This is a genomic window from Pseudomaricurvus alcaniphilus (genome assembly GCF_011440395.1).
GTDB classification, from domain to species: domain Bacteria; phylum Pseudomonadota; class Gammaproteobacteria; order Pseudomonadales; family Cellvibrionaceae; genus Pseudomaricurvus; species Pseudomaricurvus alcaniphilus.
Map to the genome: position 1 here is coordinate 1 of NZ_JAAOIX010000009.1, position 20,305 is coordinate 20,305.

Below are 20,305 nucleotides of genomic sequence, written 5' to 3' on the forward strand. Positions count from 1 at the left end.
ATTGTTAGGTCACTTGCAAATGATAATGCTATGTTCGCATCACCATCCCGCAAGCGCCCACACGCATTGCTTGATTAACTTGTTAAATAGCCAGTACCGCGCTCGGCTGATACTGTATTTTTCGGTTCCGTTCAGCGCTTCCTCAGAAGCCCTCCCTCAACCGTGGGATGCGAATTATACGCACCTCCCGAAGCCTGTCAATCATTTATTTGCGCCAATCTCAGCAGCTTAAATGATCGCTGGAAAACCCTGAAAATCACCTGACTTTCCGCTTCGTCCCGGCGACTGACTCAAGGGTCTGTGTCGTCGAGAGCGGCGCATTATACGCATCCTTTGTCACCCTGCAAGAAGAAGTTTACTTTTTTAACTTCTTCCGAACCTTTCTCAAAAAACTGCTGCAAGCTATTGATTGCTTGGGCTTTTTTTTAATCCCCGGCGGGCAAGGGAGGCGCATTATGCCGATGCACCTGGCACCGTGCAAGCCTTTTTTAAAATTTTATTAACGTCGTCGACAGGCGCCCAAATTAGCGCCAGGTTGCGCGTCCGTGGAACAACTCAAGCCCGTACAAACAGGTGATTTTTCTTTTTGCCAAGCTTGACCACAAAAAAGCGACCAAACAGCGCCTGCTCCGGCGCAAAACACTGTGCCGCTTTCATATTGTCCTCGGCACCCTTGGCCACCTCATTGATCAATACCGCATTGCGACCCAGCGCGTCTTTTACTTCCCGCCCCGCCTTCGCCATACCGCACTCTGTCAACAAGGTGGTGAGCGGTGTATCCGCCAATTGCGCTTCATCGAGAGTGCTGCAGGGCAGGCCATCCAGGGCCAATTGCTCCAGGTCCGCTTCGGTCAGATTTTTTAGTGAGCCACTGAACATCGCTGCGGTAATCCGTTCCGCCGCGGCCAACCCGTCCTCCCCGTGCAACATACGGGTCACTTCGCGAGCCAGCACACCCTGCGCCTGGGGTCGACCCTGGGCGGCGCGATCGGCCTCTTCGATTTCATCGATGTCGGCGACCGGCAGAAAGGTAAAGTAGCGCAGGAACTTGTAGACATCCGCGTCCGCCGTGCCCAACCAGAACTGGTAAAATGCGTAGGGTGACGTCTTGGCCGGATCCAGCCAGATGGTGCCGCTTTCTGTTTTGCCGAATTTGGTGCCATCGGCCTTGGTAACCAGCGGCAGGGTCAGGCCAAAAACATGGCCGCCATGTAACTTGCGGGTCAGGTCAACCCCGCCGACTATATTGCCCCACTGATCGGAGCCCCCAATCTGCAGGGTACAACCGTAGTTCTGGTAGAGCTCGGCAAAATCAAACGACTGCAGCAACATATAGGTGAACTCGGTGAAGGAAATCCCCTCACCTTCACGCTCAATGCGCTGTTTGACCGACTCCTTGTTGATCATGTTATTGACCGAGAAGTGCTTGCCGACGTCCCGCAGGAAATCCAGCACACTGAGCCCTGCGGTCCAGTCGAGATTATTCACCACCCGGGCCGGATTGCCTTCACAATCAAAATCAATAAAGCGGGACACCTGGGCGCGAATTTTTTCGACCCAGTTGGCGACAATGTCCGGTGTATTCAGCTTGCGTTCCTGCGCCTTGAAGCTGGGGTCGCCGATCAATCCGGTGGCTCCGCCGACCAGGGCAATTGGCGCGTGACCGGCGCGCTGAAAGCGCTGCAAGGTTAGCAGGGGCACCAGACTGCCAATATGGAGACTGTCCGCGGTCGGATCGAACCCGCAATACAGTGTTCTGGAACCCTCGTTTAAAAACGCTTCCAAGGTGTTATCACCGGTCATTTGGGCGATAAGACCGCGCGCCTGCAGATCCCGAATAAGGTCGCCATTTACACTGGACATGTACACTTCCTGACTATAGCCATTAACAATCTGGTGAACCGAGCAAACAAACGCCGCCGGGGCGCAAGTTTGACGAAAAGCGCACCATACCGAATTTGCACGCAAAAACAAGCGTCGACACCTAAAGCGGGAACCGGCGTGATTATCAGGCTATCATTGCCTATGATTTCTGATATACCATAAACAGTTAGTCCACCACCTTCACGCCCGACTTTAGTAAATCAATGGAACCCTCTGAAAACCATAACGAAAGTACGCATTCATCTGCAGTGCGACGTTTCCCCAAGAGGCACCTGGTTGCAGCCGGGGTACTGGGTGTGGCACTGGTGGTCAGTACTTTTCTGCCGCCCACCGATACCGTCGAACCCAAACGACAGAGCCAGACCGTCGAACTGGAGATCAAGCCGGAAATCCAGCAGTTGCTACCGCCGGTGGCTGAACCCATTACCGAAGAAATCATCCCGCAGATTGACTGGCATAAAGAGCGCGTTGTCTCTGGTGATAACCTGTCGCTGATATTTCAGCGCGCAGGCCTCAGTGACCGCATACTGTTTGAATTTATGGCAGGCCACCCCGAGAGCAACAGCCTGAAGCGCATTCACCCCGGCCATGAACTGGAATTTCATATTGAAGATGGGCGCCTGATGGCATTGCGCTACCGCCAGGACCGTCTCACCAGTCAGCTGTTCAAGCGGGAGAGTTCGGACAAATTCTCTTACGAACGGGAAGTGTTGCAGCCGGATACCGTGTTGGCCTATCGGCAAGCCACTATCAATGACTCCCTGTTCCTCTCCGCCCAGCGCGCGCAGATGGACGCCGACATGATCATGGAACTGGCCAATATATTTGGCTGGGACATTGATTTTGGTCTCGATATCCGCAAGGGCGACCACTTCAAGGTGCTCTACGAGGAGCGCTTTCTCGACGGCGAGAAGATCGGCAACGGCAACATCCTGGCGGCCGAATTTACCAACCAGAAGCAAACCTTCAAGGCCGTGCGCTATGAAGACAGCAACGGCAACACCCATTACTACACCCCGGAAGGCAAGAGCATGCGCAAGGCGTTTTTGCGCGCACCGCTGGATTTTCGCCGCATCAGCTCCAACTTCAATCCCCGCCGCCTGCACCCGATATCGAAGACCATCAAGCCCCATCGCGGCACCGACTACGCGGCCTCCCAGGGCACGCCGGTGTGGTCTTCCGGAGACGGCAAGGTGATTGCCTCATCCTACAGCAAAAGCAACGGCAACTACGTCGTTATCCAGCACGGCAATAATATTCAAACCAAATACCTGCACCTGCACAAACGCCACGTAAAAACCGGCCAACGGGTAAAGCAGAAGCAGCAGATCGGCACTGTCGGCTCCACCGGCTACTCCACCGCGCCGCACCTGCACTACGAATTCCTGCTCGACGGAGTGCACCGCAACCCGAGAACCATACTGGAAAAGCTGCCCAAAGCCCGGTCGGTGGCCGACGCAGAGCTGCAGCGCTTCTACAGCGCCACCCAGCCCCTGCTGGCCAGCCTGGAAAGTTACCACCAGCAAATACTGCTGACCCGAACGCAACAGGAATAGGCGCTGATGAAAGAACTGTATTTAGGCCAGATGTCCGGAACCAGCGCCGATGGAATAGATACAGTCCTGCTGGAAATCAGCGATAGCGGCATGCAGCTGCTGGGGCAACAGGCGCAGCCCTACTCCACTGAACTTCGGCAGCGCGTGCTGCGCTTGTGCCAGCCTGGCGACAATGAAATTGCGCACATGGGGGAGCTGGAATACCTGCTCGCGGAAGCCTACGCGGAAGCCGCCCTCAATCTGCTGGCGGCGCTGGATATCCCTGCGGCGCGGATTCGCGCCCTCGGCTGCCACGGTCAAACCCTGCGTCACCACCCCCCTTCCTGCGCCACCATACCCTTCACGGTACAGTGCGGCGACCCCAATATCGTCGCCGAAAAAACCGGTATAGCCACCGTGGCTGACTTTCGACGCCGGGATATGGCGGTCGGCGGCGAGGGTGCGCCGCTGGTGCCGGCCTTCCACTGTGCAGCGTTTGCTGCGCCAACCGAAAAACGGGTTATCGTCAATATCGGCGGCATCGCCAATATCACTGACCCGCACACAGGCCGTGGCTTTGACACTGGCCCCGGCAACACCCTGATGGACGGCTGGATCCATCGCCACAGCGGTGTGAATTACGACGCCGCTGGCAGCTGGGCGGCCAGCGGTACGGTGCAACCGACCCTGCTGGCGCAACTGCTGCAACAGCCCTACTTCCAGAGTCCGCCGCCAAAGAGCACCGGCCGGGAGCTGTTTAACCTGGACTGGCTCGACCAGCAATTGTCAGGCCTTGCGCCAATGGCCAGCGCCGACGTCCAGGCCACACTGCTGGAGCTGACCGCTACCACCATCCTCGATGCCATCCGGACTCACGTCGGCCCCTGTGAGGCGCTGTACGTCTGCGGCGGCGGCGCCAATAACCGCCACCTCATGCAGAGACTGGCACAATTAAGTGAGATGCGGGTAGCCACAACGGCCGCTCTCGGTATCGACCCGCAATGGGTGGAAGCGGCCGCATTCGCCTGGCTGGCCCGCCAAACCTTGCACGCCCTGCCAGGCAACAAGCCGGTAGCCACCGGGGCTCGCCGGGAAGTTATTCTGGGCGCCATTTATCCCGCCTGAGCAGGCCGACCAGCAAACTGCGGGCGCAGTAAACAACCCGCATAAGCCAGGGATGAAACCGGGTAAATGTGATCAAGTGCCGCCGGCAGAAATTTCGCTATGAATTTTGCCGAGGCCAGACGCCACAGGAAGCGCGGCGCCAGGACAGGTCAAACCAAATTAATCGATGGTATGTAAAGGGCCGGATACTAGACCGAGAAGGAGGAACCACAGCCGCAGGTAGAGCTGGCGTTCGGGTTTTGAATCAGGAAACGGGAGCCTTTCAGGCCCTCTTCGTAATCCACTTGCGAGCCAACCAGATATGGGTAGCTGATCGCATCGACCAGCACGGTAATACCGTCCTTTTCGATCACGGCGTCATCTTCTGCTACCAGCTCATCGAAAGTAAAACCGTACTGAAAGCCCGAGCAGCCACCGCCGGTAACGAAGACGCGCAGCTTCAGGTCTTCATTTTCCTCTTCCTCCACCAGCGAACGAACCTTGGCAACCGCACTGTTTGTGACTTGCAAGGCCTGGGGGGTAAAGGTTTCGGGGGCACTCATAAACTACTCCAGTTAAAACAACCACAGCCCGGACAACTCGGCAACGGCGGCAACAGCAGCGATGTCGGCCGCGCCAACCATTACTGCCTGTGCCGACCCTGCTAACGGGACAACAACGCCTATTATCGTTTTAACCCAGCAAAACAGTCAAGTACTCGCCGACTGGGGCTTCGTCGGCACTTTGTCGACTGGCTGCGAATTGCCGGCCGTATCGGCTTTTGCCGCGCGCTTATTAACCGCTGCATCGATGCTAAAGGCCGCCTGGGCGGGCTTGTCCCCTTCGATATAGACCAGGTTACCGTTCACCTGCGAGCCTTTGACCATCTCTATCACGCTGTAGTGGACATTGCCCTGCACCGTGGCTTTGGCGGCCAATTCCACATGCTTGGATGAGTGCACATTGCCTTTCACCAGGCCGTTGACAACGATGGTCGGCACATGAATTTCGCCCTCAATAACGCCCTGCTCCATGATCCTGATACGCGCATCGGACCCCTCCTCAGCGGAGACATTGCCCTTGATACGCCCTTCGACTTCGAGATTGCCGCTAAAATGTACATCTCCAACCAGCTCTGTGGTCTTGGAAATTAATGTTGTACTACCCGATGCAAAACCCACTGTACCGTCTTTTTTTCCCCACACAGTCTTCACCGCTCCTCTACCAACCAGCCAAAATTCTTTTTCACCACCACCGCGTTGCTGCCCGTCGAACTGGCTACCAGCTCGATCCGCTCCGGTTCAAAACCGTCCGGAATCGTCAGCCGGCCAGCAATGGTCTGAAAATACTTGAAACGTAGCTTGATATCTTCCTCTTCGACATTGTCGGCCATATCCTTGAGTGGCAATGTGACCAGCTGCTCAGCTTGCCGGCCGACAATATTGAAATTCAGAGTGCCCTTTAACAGCGAGTGCCGGGCCGCCAATTGCTGTACCACTAACTTATAATCGTAGACGCCAGGTTGGCCAACCGCCACCAGACTAAGCGATCCGATGGTCAAACCGCTGCTATTCTCCGAGGGCGACATCAAACTGCGGTAGAAGCTGATGTCCTCTTCCAGCGCGGCCACCTCCGACTTTAGCTCGATCACTTCCGCGCGAACCGTCTCGCTGGCGCGCTGGTCCACCTCCGCCCCCAGTTGCAGGTTGGCCACCTGCTGGCGCAGATTGGCCAACTCCTGGTCGGCCGCTTGCAACTTCAGCACCAGGCTATCGCGCTCCAGGGCGGCCCCGAGCTGGTCCGCCCTGCCGAATTTAACGCCGTACCAGTAGCTGCCGGCGGTACCGAGGATAAGCAGCAGAACACCCAGCGCAATCAGCACGCGGGCGCGCCAGGGACGGTAGGGCACCACCACCATCTGGCAATCCTTGCTGCCCTTTAGCATAGACACCCTACCCGGCCCGGGACCAACAGCCGTCGCATTGTTAACACAGACCGGCCCGCTACCGCTGCCGAAGCCGTCAAGGGAGCACGGCCACCTGGTTAAGGCCGGCGCGCTCGTCGAAGCCGAACATAATATTCATATTTTGCACCGCCTGTCCGGAGGCGCCCTTGGCCAGATTATCAATCACCGACAGGACCACCACCTTACCACGTTGCTGCGGCTGGAATACGGCGATGCGGCACATATTGGAGCTCTTTACCGTGCGGGTCTCCGGGTGGCTGCCAGCGGGCATCACGTCGACAAAGGGTTCACTGGCATAGCGCTCTTCAAACACCTGCTGCAGGTCAGCCGCAGCGCCATTCAGGTTGGCGTACAAGGTGGCGTGAATACCGCGGATCATCGGTACCAGGTGCGGCACAAAGGTCAGCCCTACCTCACCACTGCCGGCGGGTAAAACATCCCCTAATCCCTGTTCAATTTCGGGCAGGTGTCGATGTCCGGCGGCACCGTAGGCCTTGAAGCTGTCACTGACCTCGGCCAGCAGGTTGGCCACTTTGGCCTGGCGTCCGGCGCCGCTGACGCCAGAGGCCGCATCGGCAACCAGGTCGCTGGCATCCACCAGGTTATTTTCCAACAGGGGAATAAAGCCGAGCTGAATCGCGGTCGGGTAGCAGCCCGGGCAGGCGACCAATTGCGCGCTGGCGATTTGCTGGCGATTAACTTCCGGCAGCCCATACACTGCCTTGGGCAGCAACTCCGGACAGCCGTGCTCCTGTCCGTACCAGTCGCTCCAGAGCCTGGCGTCGCGAATCCTGAAATCGGCAGACAAATCCACCACCCGCACCCCGCGCTCCAGCAGGGCGGGCATCATGTTTTGGGCGACACCGTGCGGGGTCGCGAAAAACACCACATCACAGCTGGCCAAAGCATCCAGATCGGGCTCGCTAAACTGCAGATCGAGAAAGCCGCGCAAGCTTGTGTAGAGCTCATCTACCCGCAGGCCCGCTTCCGCCCGCGAAGTAATTATTTTTACCCTTACCTGCGGGTGATTGACCAATACCCGCAACAACTCGACCCCGGTGTACCCCGTGCCACCTACAATCCCGACTTCAATCACTGTTACCTCTCATATTTATCCGGCGCCTTGCCTGGCTAATGTGTTTACTGCAGTTACCGCAGCCGCAATTCTAGGTAAGAGCAACCGCCCTGTACACACCCGCAATTGCCGGATCGAAACAATAACGCCACAATAGTGTAGAAGTGCCACCGCGAGGCAACCAGTTAATTTACACTATTGGCCGGATTTTATTCCAAGCGGCACAATTTCCGCCGCCTGGCCGCACTGTCATGCCATACTCAACGATTACCGCCGATATGCCGAACTATAGAACCTACCATGCCTGAACCCAGTAGCGCCCCCTCCAACCCTGACCGGATCAATCACCGCGGGCAAGTAGTACTGGACCGGTTGCGCCACCAACTCGCCCACCTGGATGCCCTGCCACAACTGACCATCCTGGGTTTTTTCGCCGGCCTGGCCGCCGCTGGTATCATCGTTGCGTTTCGGCTGCTCATCGACCTGCCCCTGGCCGCGGCGTTTGCCTCGAGCAGTGAAAACTTTGAATCCCTACCGCGCCACTGGCACTTTCTGTTGCCGGTGCTGGGAGCGCTGCTACTGGGCCTGATCATGCACTTTATCCCGCCAGAGCGCCGCCAGGTGAGTGTCGGCCATGTGCTGGACCGGCTCCACAATCACCAGGGCAAACTCCCGGCCGGCAACTGGGCCTGGCAATTTAGCGGCGGCATCATCGCTTTGCTCAGCGGCCAGTCCATGGGCCGCGAGGGGCCCGCCGTGCATCTCGGCGCCGGCGCTGCCAGCCAGTTAGGACAGTGGCTGGCACTGCCTAACAACTGCCTGCGCACCTTGATCGGCTGCGGCGTCGCCTCCGCCATTGCCGCCTCTTTCAACACCCCCATGGCCGGTGTCATCTTCTCCATGGAGGTGATCCTGATGGAGTACACCATCGCCGGCTTTATCCCGGTCATGCTGGCCTCGGTCACCGGCGCCACCGTCTGCCACCTGATTTTTGGCGAGGCACCGGCGTTTACCATCAACCCGCCACAGATGAACGATTTGCTGGAATTGCCCCTGATCGTTTTTACCGGCCTCGCGGCGGCGACCCTTGCCGCCGGCTTTATCCGCCTGCAACTGCTCGCCAACCGGCAGCAACACTGGCCAGTGGTGCCGCGCCTGCTGTTGGCCGGCACCATCACCGGCAGCCTGGCGCTGTTCTGCCCGCAAATTCTCGGCGTCGGCTACGACACCATCGATGGCACCATGCAGGGCGAGATTGCCGTGCCGCTGCTGCTGGCCATTGTCCTGAGCAAACTGGTGGCCACGTCGGTAAGTGGCGGCCTCGGTGTGCCGGCGGGAGTGATCGGCCCCTCCCTGTTTATCGGCGCCGCTCTCGGCGGTTGCCTGGGGGCGGCCGGCACCGCCATTACCCCTGAAAGTGGCGCCAATCCCAGCTTCTACGTGCTGCTGGGCATGAGTGCGATGATGGCGGCGGTAATCAACGCCCCACTGACCGCACTGATTACCGTGTTCGAACTCACCCAAAACCCCCACGTGGTCTTTCCGACCATGTTGATCGTAGTCGTCGCTGTGCTGACCACGCGCCAGGTGTTTCGCTGCGAAGGGATATTTCTGGCCCAGCTCAAGGCCAACGGCTTTAACCTCAATACCGGCCCCATCCGCCAGGCCCTGAACCGGGTCGGCGTGCGCAGCGCCATGGAAACCAACTATCTGCGCAGTCCCAATCGACAGACTCTGGCCCAACTGAAAAATAAATTGCAGCAGCATCCCAAGTGGCTGCTGGTGGATGAGCCGGAAAAGGACAAGTATCTGCTCTCGGCGGCGGACATATCGGCGTTTCTCGACAACCGCAAAAGTACCGAACAAGACGCGCGGGATCCGGCCACGGCAAGCGACAGCGAAGACGGCGGCGACGTTGAAATCAAACTGCTCGATATTCCCGGGCGCCAGTGGCTGCTCAAACCCATCCAGCAGCAGGCCAGCCTCTACGAAGCGCAACAGGTACTGGAGCAGCACAAGGCCGATGCCCTGTATGTTGAGCGCCGTACCTCCACCATGCTCTCACCGGTGCTCGGCATCATTACCGGCGAGCGTATAAAAGACTACTACAAAGTGTAATTGCTAGGGAGCGCCCCGACGATCATGCTCTGGATCAAGGCTTTTCACATCATTTTTATGGTTTGCTGGTTTGCCGGCATCTTTTACCTGCCGCGCCTGTTCGTCAATCACGCGGCCAGCAGCGAGCCTGCGGTAACGGCGCAACTGGCGCTGATGGAGGCCAAACTGTATCGCTTTATCACGCCCTTTATGTGGCTCACCCTGGCCCTGGGAGTGTGGCTGGCGAGTTACAACTGGCCCTACTATCGCGGCGCCGGCTGGTTTCATATCAAACTCGCCCTGGTGGCCTTGCTGGTGGGATACCACTTTTACTGCGGTCACTGTGTAAAAGTTTTCCAGGCCCAGGACAACCGCCGGGGACACGTTTATTACCGCGTCCTGAATGAACTGCCGGTGCTGGTATTATTTGCCGTGGTCATCCTGGTGGTGGTAAAGCCCTGAGCGCACGGGAGCGGCGGGCTGTGGTAGACTCAGCCCGGATAATACGAACAACTCAGCCGGCAAGGCAGTCATGGCCGGAAGCAACCGCCATGACTCGACAATTCTCCAAGGATAATAGCAATGGCGGAATTCGATGCATTAACCCCGGTTATTCTCAGCTTTTCCCATCACGACCCCTGCGGCAACTCGGGCATCCAGGCCGATATCGAGTGCGCTGCCAGCCTCGGCTGCCACTGCGCCCCGATCATAACCGCGCTGTTTACCAAGGATACCGGCGACGTGCGCGACTTTTATCCGGTGGACGCCACCATGCTGGTGGAGCAGGCACGGGCAATCCTGGAAGACATGCCCATCAAAGCCATCAAAATTGGCTTCACCGGCAGCCCGGAGAATGTTGAAGCCATCCACTCCATCCTGCAGGACTACCCCAGTATCCCGGTGATTCTGGAGCCCATTACCCATATCGGTGATCGCGTCCTGGCCGGTGCCGAGGCCGTGCTGGCGGCCACGGAAAACCTGTTGCTGCCCTACACCCTGATTACCTCGACCAGCCTGCCCACCGCCCGCGACCTTGCCCAGCAGGGCGATACGGTCGAGGCCTGCGCCCAGGAAATCCTCGAGAGCGGCTGCGGCTATGTGCTGATCAGTGGCGCTAAAAACACCCGCGAGCGCTACGAAAGCCACCTCTACAGTAAACAGGGCCTGATCCGCCGCTACAATTGGAGCCGTATCAATGTCGCCTCCCACGGCGGCAGCGCCACCCTCACCGCCAGTATCGCCTGTTACCTGGGCCACGAATTACTGGTTGAGGAGGCCGCCCATCAAGGCCAGAACTTCACTCGCAACGCGCTGGCCAGCAGCCGTCGCCTGGGCATGGGGCAGCAGACACCCAACCGCTTCTTCTGGGCCGACCGCAACAAAAACAACTGACCCGCGAGCTTTTGCAATAGCTTACATTCACTGCCGCGCTGGTGGATAATGGCCGATTTTAAGGTTCCGTTTGTTATGACTCGATCCAGTGAATTATTCCAGCAAGCCCAGCTGCATATCCCCGGCGGGGTCAACTCGCCGGTGCGCGCCTTCAAGGCCGTCGGCGGCACGCCGGTATTTTTTGAGCGCGCCACCGGTGCCTATTTGTACGACGCCGACCAGCAGCGCTATATCGATTACGTACTCTCCTGGGGGCCGATGATCCTCGGCCACGCTCACCCCGAAGTGGTCGAGGCGGTGATTGCCAAGGTCCGCCAGGGCCTCAGCTTTGGTGCTCCGACCGAGATTGAAACCACCCTGGCGGACAAGGTCTGCGAGATTGTGCCCGGCATGGACATGGTGCGCTTTGTCAATTCCGGCACCGAGGCCACCATGAGCGCCATTCGCCTGGCCCGCGGCTACACCGGGCGCGATAAAATCATCAAATTCGAGGGCTGCTACCACGGCCATTCCGATTCGCTGCTGGTGAAGGCCGGCTCCGGCGCCCTGACCCTGGGTGTACCCAGCTCACCCGGCGTGCCCGCCGCCCTCGCCGACCACACCATCACCCTGACCTACAACGACATCGCCGGGGTCGAGGCCGCCTTCGCGCAGCTGGGCGAGCAGGTTGCCGGGCTGATTGTCGAGCCGGTCGCGGGCAACATGAACTGTGTGCCGCCCGTGCCCGGGTTCCTCGAGTGCCTGCGCGAACAGTGCGACCGCTACGGCGCGGTACTGATTATTGATGAAGTGATGACCGGATTCCGGGTCAGCCCGGGCGGCGCCCAGCAGCACTACGGCGTCACCGCCGACCTGGTGGCCCTGGGTAAAGTAATCGGTGGCGGCATGCCGGTCGGCGCGTTTGGTGGCAAACGTGAAATCATGTCCCACATCGCCCCGCTCGGACCGGTCTACCAGGCCGGCACACTGTCGGGCAACCCGGTGGCCATGGCCGCCGGGTTGAAAACTTTGGAACTGGTGGCTGCGGAGGGCTTCTACCCCGCACTCTTCGCCCGCACTGAACAACTGGTGCAGGGTTTGCAAAAGGTCGCGGATCGACACGGGGTGCCGTTTACCACCAATCACGTCGGCTCGATGTTTGGCTTTTTCTTCACCGGGGAGCCCGCCATCACCAATTACCAGCAAGTGATGGCCTGCGATATTGAGCGCTTCAACCGGTTTTTCCACGCCATGCTCAACGCCGGGGTCTATCTGGCACCGGCATCCTATGAGGCCGGCTTTATGTCCGCCGCCCACAGCGATGAAGACATCGAATTCACCCTGGCGGCAGCCGACAAGGCCATGGCGGCGCTGTAAACGGCGCCGGAGAGGGAAAGTAAATTGGGCAGTCGAGGAGAAGGCGGCCATGCCGCCGGTACTAATCGCCCATTTGCTGGACGAGAATTTCGATCTGTTGGCGCGCGGCGGCCGACAGGTCGATAATCTGGCAACCGGCCCAGCAGAGCGCTGAATCTTCCGAGTTGCGAACCCACAGGCAATCGGCGCCCAGCTGGATGCTGTCGGTGCCATTGATGGGGTTCGGTAACCTTAATTCCAGCTGATAGACGTAATCCGCTTGCATCCCGGCGCTGCCCATCACCATCAACCCCTCGACGTGAATATTGGCCAGGCGACCGAGGCGCAGCCCCTGATTGGCATCGTATACATCGACTACTGTCTCTATGGCGTGGCGCTTTAAACCCCGACCCTCCTGGGGCGCTGAATTACTCATCACCGGTTTCCTCTTTCAAATCTTCTGCTTTTGCATTCAGCTTGTGAAAAATATTTTCCAGCGCACGCTCGAAGAAGGGCTTCGAACTGCCGGCGATAACCCGGGCTTTTTTCCAGAGCATGTCACGGGCCAGCTCCAGGCCGGACTTCATGGCAACTTTCTTGCCCATTTGGTCAACCAGCATGTAGTGCAGGGTTTTGGAGTTATACCAGGCCACTTTCAGGCGCTTGCCACCTTCGAATTCCAGCCAGGTGCCAAACTCGATCATCTTCAGGTTTTCGACCATCTCCCTTTCTTCCGCGGTGGGAACTTCATTGTCGCTCTCGGTCTTGCCCGCTTTGGCGTCCGCCAGCGCTTCCAGCTTGTTGCGCATGGGCTCCGGCGCCGGCTCTACCTGCTTGCTCTGCAGCGCCATCTTCTGCAGGGAGTAGAGCGCCTCGAGCAGCTTTTTGCCCTTTGACTGATCGTAACCGATGGTTTCAAAACCGGTTTCAAGGATGTCGATGAGGCTGTCGTGCATCTCCATTTGCCGGTTCTTGTCGGCATTGGTTTCTTTTGGCTCAATACTCCAGAGCACATCGTCGATGACCTGGGTGGCTCGCTGCCAACTCTCCGACGCCTCACCGTAGCGCAACAGGATAAAGGCGAGGTAATCCGACCAAGGCTGCAGCAACATCAGCAGCACGGCGGAGGGCAATTCGCGCCCGTCGGTGCGGTTGCGCACCTCCCGGTTTACCCGCAACTTCACTTCGCGCAGCTTTTCTTCGCCCTGCACCTTCTCCATGGCGCGACGTTCCATCAGCTCCTGGCGCCGGGTGATACTCTTGGTGTAGCCGCTGAATTCCAGCAGCAGCTCGGCGAACAGGCGCACATCGCTTTCGAACTCTTCCAGTACGCGGGAGATAATGACTTTAATCTTGTCGTAAATATCGTATTGGCTGGTGCCGTCATTGCTGACCCACTTGACCCCGGCTTCCGCCATGGTATTGAGCAACAGCCTGGCCGGGTGCTCGGTCTGCTCGAAAAAGTCCTTGTCGATAAAGGCCACTTTCAGGAACGGAGTGTGTAAATAACTCAGCAGCGCCTTGACCGAATCCGGCAGATTGTCGTCTGACAACATGTACTCAAACAACATGCCCACCAGCTCGATGGTGTGCAAATCACCGGGGTCTACCGCGCGGTCTTCATCTTCGGCCTCCTGCTGCAGCTGCATCGCCAGCCGGTTGCCAAAGTCACTGATGGACATGGGCTCCAGGTTACCGGGGGTGGAGTCGAGCAATTTTTGACCGGTAACAGCCCTGGCTTGCACCTGCAGGTTTTGCACGGCGCCGACCAGTTGCTGATTGGTATAAATCATGGCCGGGCGACCGCCGGGCACGGCGGCATCACCCCTGGGGGCGGGGGTGGCCCCCGCGGGGTTGGGCGCGTAGTTACCGCCCTGACCGGGAGCGTAGCCTGGCGCTGCAGCGGGTGCGTAGCCCGTCGCCGCGCCGGCACCCGCGGGATTGGAGTAGGCCGCGGGCACATAACTACTGATGTGATTTTGCAGGGTGCGAATGGCATCCACCAACCGCCCCTGGTACTGGTCCGGCGGCAGGTTGGTATCGGGGCCGGCCATATAGCCCGGGCGAGCCATTTGCTGGCCGAAACCCTGCAGGTCCACGGCGCTGTCCTGGCCGGCGGTAACTGCATCCCAATCCTCATAGGAGGCTTCTTCGACATCTGCCACCGGCGGCGCTTCGTTGGTGGCCGGGCGATAGCGCAAATCGGGCAGTATGCCCTGGGCGCGCAAATATTCGTTGACATCTTCCAGCGCATCCGCCAGTTGCGAGACCATTTCCCGGTCAAACACCTTGAAGGCAATAATCTTGACTTTGGTGGTAAGTGGCGCTCGTTTGAAGGCTTTGCGCAGTGACTCGCAGAACTGGATCGGGCCGGCGGGGTTGCCCCGGTCATGGACTTTCTGGCCACCGTTCAACACGGAAAAGCGCTGGTTCAGGGCCCACAGGGTTTCGGCGTAGTGATTTTCGGCGCGGTGGGTAATGGAGGAGATGGCAATGGTCTCCTCCAGGTCTTCATTGTCGACCAGCGCCAGCATATCGCCCTGGAATTTCTCTTCACCGGTACTGGTGGCCAATTCGCGGCGCTTGAACTTGATAAAGCCCTCGCCGAGGTAACCGAGAAAGTAACGCTCAATTTCAGCGATACTCTGCTTCAGGATACGCTGCTGCTCAGTCAGCTCGGCCTGCTCCTGGTTGGTTTTGGCCGCGCCGGTGCGCTCCACCAACTGGGTGCCGAACTCTCGGGAAAACACCGCAAAGCGATTGCGCGCGTGCTCCACCAGTGTCGCCTGACAGGCTTTCAGGTGCTGGATAACAACAGCGTCCGAGAGCGTACCCGATGCAGCTGTGCCTGCCGCTGCCGGTCCGTGATTTCCCAGTTCGGTCATAGAATTCGGTTTCTTTACGCAATATTGACGATTTATAAAAGGCTAGCAGCTTTATTGTAGTCAATAAATTCGCTCGCCCCTAACGAAATACGGAATTTTGTGACGGCTGACCGGAGACCCGGCCGGAAAAAGTGGGCGCGCGCGGCTCAGCGCCCCCCCAGGGACTGCACCAAGTCTTCGGCGGCGCGGCAATTCTGGCCGCAAAAGCGCAGCGCCTGGCGGGCAAATCCCGCAGCCCGATCGTAATCGCCGAGCGCCTTGTAGCTTTCACCCAGCACCCGGTAAAAGGTGGCGTAGCGGCGATCCAGGCGCAGCCCGTGTTCCGCCGATTCAATCGCCTGTTGCCACTGCTGCTGGGCCAGGTGCTCCAGCGCCCTGTCTTCCAGCGCCGCGATCGCGCTGTAGGCGCGCTGCCGGGGCGGTGGGCGGCTGCCGGTTTCGTCCGGCGCCTCCGTTTCACGACCTTGCGGCACAGCTTCAACCGGCCCACTTTGGCCGCGCTCAGTGCCACTGGCGGGGCTCGCCGTCGGCTGGGCCTGCTGACTCTGGCAGGCGCTTACCAGCATCGCTACCAGTACCACTGCCGCCAGCGCCGGCAGCCGCGTTAATCTATTCACAACCATCGTTTTATCCAGTGCAAGACAGGGTTTTGCAGCCACTGACAGGCCGCCTTTTCCGTGGGACGCTGGCCAGCTCGAAACGGCAACAGGCGCGCATCGCGGCAATTTTCTCCGCTCAACTTGCCGGTTTTGCCATCAACCCACAGGAATTCAATATCCGCGGCGGGCACAATCTCCAGGCCGCGACTGGGCAGGCGCTTAAAGATATCGCCCCAGACGTGCAGCGCCCCGGTGGCGCCAGTCAAAGGTGTCACACCGTTGTCGTCGCGTCCGAGCCAGACCACCGCCAGGTGCTGGCCACTGAAACCGGCAAACCAGCTATCGCGCTGGTCATTGGTGGTGCCGGTTTTACCGGCCAGCGCCAGGCTGTCGGGCAATTTTTGATAAACGGATTTGCCGGTTCCTTCGCGCATGACGGTCTGCAGGGCGAATTGCAGCAAGTTGACACTGGCCGGATCCACACCCTCGCTCAGCTGCAACGAGTAACGGCGCAACTGTTGGCCCTCGGCATCCACCACCGAGCGAATGGTGCGCAGTGGCACCAGAACCCCGTCATTGGCCAGGGTGTGGTACATGGCGGCCACATCCAATGGGCTCAACTCCAGTGCACCGAGCAACACTGCCGGCAGCAGCGGAACATTTTCTTCAACGCCCAGGTTCTGCAGGGTGCGTCGCACGTTGTCGAGCCCCACTGCCATGCCCAGGCTCGCAGTGGCCTGGTTATAGGATTGCGCCAGCGCGTCGATCAACAGCACCTCGCCGTGGGAGGTATGATCAAAGTTATCCGGTTGCCAGATCTCGCCATTATCCCCCTTGACCGCAATGGCCTGGTCGCGCACCAGCGAAGCCAGATGCCAACCCGGTTTCCCCAGCGCACTGAGGTAGACGGCGGGCTTGACCAGGGAGCCGATCGGGCGAGTCGCCAGCAACGCCCGATTGAAACCGGCGAAACGGGGGTTGCGGTCACCGACGACCGCCTCTACCTCACCGCTGCCCACTGCGGTGAGAACCACCGCGCCCTGCAGGCTCGCCGCTGGCAGGCGGTAGCCTTTTTCCAGCGACTGCAGGCGCTCGGCCAGTGCCTGCTCGGCATGGCGCTGGGCCGGTGTGGAGAGGGTGGTGTAGATTTGCAGGCCCTCCGAACTGAGCGACTCCTCGCTGTACTCACGCTGTAATTGCTGCTTTACCAGGTCGATAAAAGCCGGGTAGTCGCGGATCTGGCGCTCCGACTCGGCCACTACCCCCAACGGCCGCGACTGCAAGCGCGCCACCTCCGCCTCGGCCAGCAGGCCCTCCCGCCCCATCACTTCCAACACCAGGTTGCGGCGGGCGGTGGCACGCTTCGGGTTGCGCCAGGGGTTGTAATAGGAGGCACCTTTGACCAATCCCACCAGCAGGGCGATCTCTTCGGTCTTCAGGCTGTCTATGGGCCGCTTGAAATAGTGACGTGCGGCCAGCCCGAAACCGTGAATCTGCCTGGGGCCGCTCTGCCCCAGGTAGATTTCATTCATATAGGTTTCGAGAATTTCCGCCTTGCTGTAATGCAACTCCAGCAGCACTGCCATGGCCGCTTCCGTGAGCTTGCGCGACAAGTCCCGGCTCTGGGTAAGGAAGAAGTTTTTTACCAGCTGCTGGGTCAAGGTACTGCCGCCCTGCACCACCCGCCCCGACTTGAAGTTTACCAGCGCCGCCCGGGCGATTGCCTTGGGCGATACCCCCCAGTGCCGGACAAAGGCCCGATCCTCCACCGCGATCAGCGCTTCGCCCAACAGCGGCGGCACTTCACTCAGGCGGACCAGGTCGCGGTCTTCGTGGCGGCCCGGGTAGATGCCGCCAATCAGGGCCGGCTCCAGCGCCACCAGTGAGGCCCGGTCGCCCTGCAGCACTTGCAAATCCACCACTTGCTCATTGGCCAGCGCGAACGCCACCTGCCGGGCCGACAGCGACTTGCCCGCCACCTGGTGGGCGCGAATATAAATCTCGATGCGACCGCGGTTATAGCTCCACTGACCCGGCTGGGACACCCGCGCCACCGGCCGGTATTCCAGCACTGTCAGCTCGTGGCGCAAATCGGCCAGGGTCAACAGGCGACCGGTATAAAGCTCCAGCGGTTGCGCGTAGACGCGCGCTGGCAGGGCCCATTTACGGCCGTCGAATTTATCCCGGACAATAAAATCGAGATAGACCAGCCATGCCACCAGGGCCAGTGTCAACAGTACTGCCAGCACGGCAAGGCCGCGCCAGATGCGTCGCCGGATGCCGGATTGGCGGGGTTTTTTGCGGAGTCTTTGCGTCATGGTGGCGAAGTGTACTGACTATAATTGCCCAAGCAAGGCATAATAAGTTATTTCCCTGAACAACATTACAACAACTTTTTACCCACCCCTGACTGGTAGAGGAATATGCTCGAAAATCCCAACAACAGCGACTATCACATCTACGGCATTGGTGCCGCTTTGGTCGACACTGAAATTGAAGTGACCGACACCGACCTGAGCCGCCTCGAGATCGAAAAAGGCGTCATGACCCTGGTCGATCCCGAGCGTCAACAGCAGCTGGTCGAGCATTTATCCGACCACCTGGTGGCCTCCAAGCGGGCCAGTGGCGGCTCTGCCGCCAACACCATTATTGCCGCCAGCTATTTCGGAGCGCGCACCTTTTACTCGTGCAAGGTAGCGGCCGACGAAAACGGTGATTTTTACCTGCGCGACCTGGAGGCCGCCGGCGTTGATTACCACCGGGAAATTGACCGCACCGACGGTACCACTGGCAAGTGCCTGGTGATGATCACCCCCGATGCCGAACGCACCATGAACACGTTTCTCGGCGTCAGCGAAACCATCTCGGTACAGGAGCTGCACCCGGAGGCGGTGAGCAATTCCCGCTTCGTCTATATTGAGGGCTACCTGGTCACTTCGACCAGCGGGCGAGCGGCGGCTATCGAGCTGCACAAAATGGCGCAGCGCGACAATATCAATATTGCCTTAAGCCTTTCCGATCCTGCCATGGTGGAGTTTTTTCGCGACGGGCTGACGGAGATGATTGGCAGCGGTGTCGACCTGCTCTTTTGCAACCAGGCCGAGGCCCAGGGGTTTACCCGCACCGACAACCTCGACGACGCAGTGGCCGAACTGCGCAAGATTGCCCGCACCTTTGCCATCACCCGTGGCGCCCAGGGCGCGCTGGTGTTTGACGGGGAGAAGTGCATCGACATTGCTCCCCATGCGGTCACCGCCATCGACACCAATGGCGCTGGCGACATGTTTGCCGGTGCCTTTATCTACGCCCTGACCCACAACCTCTCGTACCAGCAGGCGGGCCAACTGGCCAGCCGCGCCTCGGCACAGGTGGTATCCCAGTTTGGTCCGCGCCTGCGCCCGGACCAGCACCAGCAAATTTTGCGCGAGGTCCTGGGCTGAACTAGCCCTGGGACAGCAGTTCGCGCAGATCGATAATGGCGGCATTGGCCCTGGAAATGTAGGAGGCCATCACCAGCGAGTGGTTGGCCAGCATGCCGAGGCCGGAGCCGTTCAAGATCATCGGGCTGTAAACTGTGGCCTGGGTCGCCTCCAGCTCGCGAATAATCTGCTGCACACTGACCTGGGCATTCTTCCGGCCCAGCGTATCGGCAAAATCAATCTCGATAGCGCGCAGGAAGTGCAGCAGCGCCCAGGCGCTGCCCCTGGCTTCATAAAAGACGTCGTCAATCTCCATCCAGGCCGTTTTCACCTGCATTTCCGCAGGTGCCGAGGTGGAGCGGCTGGCCTTTTCCTCGCCGGCCAGGTCCGTATTCAGTCGGCGCTGGCCGACACTGGCACTCAAGCGCTGGGACAAACTGCCGAGCCGGGTTTCGACAGTGCTCAACCAGTAGCGCAGATTGTCCGCGCGAGCGAAGAACTGGGCGTTGTGCTTGTCCGCGTCAGTGAGGCGCTCAAGGTAATCTTCCAGGGCGGTGATGCCGTCCCGGTATTCCGACTCCGAGGCCGGCAGCGCCCAGCTGCGGTGGTCAAAGTTAAAACGCGACTCCGCTTTCGCCAGGGACAAGTCTTCGGTGGACTGTGATTGCGAGCGACTGAAGGCTTCGCGCATGGCCTTGGACAGGTCGCGAACCTGAATCAGCACCCCGTACTCCCACTTGGGGATATTATCCAGCCAAATACCCGGCGGCATCACGTCGTTGGACATAAAACCACCGGGCTTATCCAGCAAGGTACGGGTGACCTTGGCCAGGGTCGAAGTGGTGGCGACCCCGGTCAGGGGCTTGTCTTTGGTCTCCTGCAGCGCCAGGTTATCGCGCACCGAAAATATATCCGGCTCCGAGCTCCAGAACCAGCCCAGCACCAGCATAACCAGCAGGTAGATAACCACCAGCAACGCCACCACGCGCCCCAGGCCACCCATCAAATCTTCTC

The 20,305-nt window shown here is 59.3% G+C and carries 17 protein-coding genes; 7 read left to right on the forward strand and 10 right to left on the reverse strand.

Going from position 1 to position 20,305, the window contains the following annotated elements:
• Positions 1 to 555 precede the first annotated feature (555 nt).
• Positions 556 to 1,863 carry a tyrosine--tRNA ligase gene (tyrS, locus tag G8764_RS16380; protein WP_166165759.1) on the reverse strand — a complete coding sequence of 436 codons (1,308 nt, stop codon included), beginning with the start codon at positions 1,861 to 1,863 and terminating at the stop codon, positions 556 to 558.
• A 269-nt stretch (positions 1,864 to 2,132) separates the two neighbouring features.
• Between tyrS and G8764_RS16385 the strand changes: the two genes are divergently transcribed.
• Both G8764_RS16385 and G8764_RS16390 read left to right on the forward strand, forming a co-directional pair.
• A complete protein-coding gene (locus tag G8764_RS16385) occupies positions 2,133 to 3,440 on the forward strand; it encodes a peptidoglycan DD-metalloendopeptidase family protein (RefSeq protein WP_341806407.1) in 1,308 nt (435 codons plus the stop codon).
• A 6-nt stretch (positions 3,441 to 3,446) separates the two neighbouring features.
• Complete coding sequence (locus G8764_RS16390; RefSeq protein WP_166165761.1) at positions 3,447 to 4,544, forward strand: anhydro-N-acetylmuramic acid kinase; 1,098 nt, start codon at positions 3,447 to 3,449, stop codon at positions 4,542 to 4,544.
• A gap of 188 nt (positions 4,545 to 4,732) precedes the next feature.
• Here the strand turns inward: G8764_RS16390 and erpA are convergent, their stop codons facing one another.
• The 4 genes from erpA to argC form a co-directional block, all read right to left on the reverse strand.
• Complete coding sequence (gene erpA / locus G8764_RS16395) at positions 4,733 to 5,086, reverse strand: iron-sulfur cluster insertion protein ErpA (protein ID WP_166165762.1); 354 nt, start codon at positions 5,084 to 5,086, stop codon at positions 4,733 to 4,735.
• 147 nt (positions 5,087 to 5,233) lie between these two features.
• Positions 5,234 to 5,728: a polymer-forming cytoskeletal protein gene (locus tag G8764_RS16400; protein WP_166165763.1), complete on the reverse strand. Its 495-nt coding sequence runs from the start codon at positions 5,726 to 5,728 to the stop codon at positions 5,234 to 5,236.
• 5 nt (positions 5,729 to 5,733) lie between these two features.
• On the reverse strand, positions 5,734 to 6,468 hold the full coding sequence (locus G8764_RS16405; protein WP_207951931.1) for a DUF6776 family protein: 735 nt from the start codon (positions 6,466 to 6,468) through the stop codon (positions 5,734 to 5,736).
• 76 nt (positions 6,469 to 6,544) lie between these two features.
• A complete protein-coding gene (gene argC / locus G8764_RS16410; protein WP_166165765.1) occupies positions 6,545 to 7,585 on the reverse strand; it encodes an N-acetyl-gamma-glutamyl-phosphate reductase in 1,041 nt (346 codons plus the stop codon).
• A gap of 279 nt (positions 7,586 to 7,864) precedes the next feature.
• On the opposite strand from argC, the gene G8764_RS16415 reads away from it, so the two are divergent.
• The 4 genes from G8764_RS16415 (at position 7,865) to hemL (ending at position 12,409) form a co-directional block, all read left to right on the forward strand.
• Positions 7,865 to 9,682: a chloride channel protein gene (locus tag G8764_RS16415; protein WP_166165766.1), complete on the forward strand. Its 1,818-nt coding sequence runs from the start codon at positions 7,865 to 7,867 to the stop codon at positions 9,680 to 9,682.
• Between the two features lie 24 nt (positions 9,683 to 9,706).
• Positions 9,707 to 10,123: a protoporphyrinogen oxidase HemJ gene (hemJ, locus tag G8764_RS16420; protein WP_166165767.1), complete on the forward strand. Its 417-nt coding sequence runs from the start codon at positions 9,707 to 9,709 to the stop codon at positions 10,121 to 10,123.
• 120 nt (positions 10,124 to 10,243) lie between these two features.
• Entirely contained in the window at positions 10,244 to 11,053 is an 810-nt protein-coding gene (thiD, locus tag G8764_RS16425) for a bifunctional hydroxymethylpyrimidine kinase/phosphomethylpyrimidine kinase (RefSeq protein WP_166165768.1), read from the forward strand.
• 75 nt (positions 11,054 to 11,128) lie between these two features.
• Positions 11,129 to 12,409 carry a glutamate-1-semialdehyde 2,1-aminomutase gene (hemL, locus tag G8764_RS16430; protein WP_166165769.1) on the forward strand — a complete coding sequence of 427 codons (1,281 nt, stop codon included), beginning with the start codon at positions 11,129 to 11,131 and terminating at the stop codon, positions 12,407 to 12,409.
• Between the two features lie 61 nt (positions 12,410 to 12,470).
• Here the strand turns inward: hemL and G8764_RS16435 are convergent, their stop codons facing one another.
• The 4 genes from G8764_RS16435 to mrcB form a co-directional block, all read right to left on the reverse strand.
• Positions 12,471 to 12,824: a PilZ domain-containing protein gene (locus tag G8764_RS16435; protein WP_166165770.1), complete on the reverse strand. Its 354-nt coding sequence runs from the start codon at positions 12,822 to 12,824 to the stop codon at positions 12,471 to 12,473.
• Positions 12,817 to 15,273 (reverse strand): DUF1631 family protein, encoded by a 2,457-nt coding sequence (locus G8764_RS16440; RefSeq protein ID WP_166165771.1) that lies wholly within the window; start codon positions 15,271 to 15,273, stop codon positions 12,817 to 12,819. Before G8764_RS16440 ends, G8764_RS16435 begins: the two co-directional genes overlap by 8 nt.
• Positions 15,274 to 15,419: 146 nt before the next feature.
• Positions 15,420 to 15,890, reverse strand: coding sequence for a tetratricopeptide repeat protein (locus tag G8764_RS16445; protein ID WP_166165772.1), 471 nt, complete (start codon positions 15,888 to 15,890; stop codon positions 15,420 to 15,422).
• A complete protein-coding gene (gene mrcB / locus G8764_RS16450) occupies positions 15,887 to 18,190 on the reverse strand; it encodes a penicillin-binding protein 1B (RefSeq protein WP_166165773.1) in 2,304 nt (767 codons plus the stop codon). Before mrcB ends, G8764_RS16445 begins: the two co-directional genes overlap by 4 nt.
• A gap of 105 nt (positions 18,191 to 18,295) precedes the next feature.
• Here mrcB and G8764_RS16455 point away from each other — a divergent pair, with 105 nt between their 5' ends.
• Complete coding sequence (locus G8764_RS16455; protein ID WP_166165774.1) at positions 18,296 to 19,312, forward strand: adenosine kinase; 1,017 nt, start codon at positions 18,296 to 18,298, stop codon at positions 19,310 to 19,312.
• A gap of 1 nt (position 19,313) precedes the next feature.
• Here G8764_RS16455 and G8764_RS16460 read toward each other — a convergent pair whose 3' ends face one another.
• Positions 19,314 to 20,294: a DUF2333 family protein gene (locus tag G8764_RS16460; protein WP_166166035.1), complete on the reverse strand. Its 981-nt coding sequence runs from the start codon at positions 20,292 to 20,294 to the stop codon at positions 19,314 to 19,316.
• Positions 20,295 to 20,305 lie beyond the last annotated feature (11 nt).

What these genes read in the sequence shown, in the direction of transcription:
- G8764_RS16390 (WP_166165761.1), top strand. Translation starts at nt 3,447, where the DNA reads ATGAAAGAACTGTATTTAGGCCAGATGTCCGGAACCAGCGCCGATGGA.
- G8764_RS16405 (WP_207951931.1), bottom strand. Translation starts at nt 6,468, where the DNA reads ATGCTAAAGGGCAGCAAGGATTGCCAGATGGTGGTGGTGCCCTACCGT.
- mrcB (WP_166165773.1), bottom strand. Translation starts at nt 18,190, where the DNA reads ATGACGCAAAGACTCCGCAAAAAACCCCGCCAATCCGGCATCCGGCGA.
- G8764_RS16435 (WP_166165770.1), bottom strand. Translation starts at nt 12,824, where the DNA reads ATGAGTAATTCAGCGCCCCAGGAGGGTCGGGGTTTAAAGCGCCACGCC.
- G8764_RS16415 (WP_166165766.1), top strand. Translation starts at nt 7,865, where the DNA reads ATGCCTGAACCCAGTAGCGCCCCCTCCAACCCTGACCGGATCAATCAC.
- hemJ (WP_166165767.1), top strand. Translation starts at nt 9,707, where the DNA reads ATGCTCTGGATCAAGGCTTTTCACATCATTTTTATGGTTTGCTGGTTT.
- G8764_RS16455 (WP_166165774.1), top strand. Translation starts at nt 18,296, where the DNA reads ATGCTCGAAAATCCCAACAACAGCGACTATCACATCTACGGCATTGGT.
- erpA (WP_166165762.1), bottom strand. Translation starts at nt 5,086, where the DNA reads ATGAGTGCCCCCGAAACCTTTACCCCCCAGGCCTTGCAAGTCACAAAC.
- G8764_RS16460 (WP_166166035.1), bottom strand. Translation starts at nt 20,294, where the DNA reads ATGGGTGGCCTGGGGCGCGTGGTGGCGTTGCTGGTGGTTATCTACCTG.
- hemL (WP_166165769.1), top strand. Translation starts at nt 11,129, where the DNA reads ATGACTCGATCCAGTGAATTATTCCAGCAAGCCCAGCTGCATATCCCC.
- G8764_RS16440 (WP_166165771.1), bottom strand. Translation starts at nt 15,273, where the DNA reads ATGACCGAACTGGGAAATCACGGACCGGCAGCGGCAGGCACAGCTGCA.
- thiD (WP_166165768.1), top strand. Translation starts at nt 10,244, where the DNA reads ATGGCGGAATTCGATGCATTAACCCCGGTTATTCTCAGCTTTTCCCAT.
- tyrS (WP_166165759.1), bottom strand. Translation starts at nt 1,863, where the DNA reads ATGTCCAGTGTAAATGGCGACCTTATTCGGGATCTGCAGGCGCGCGGT.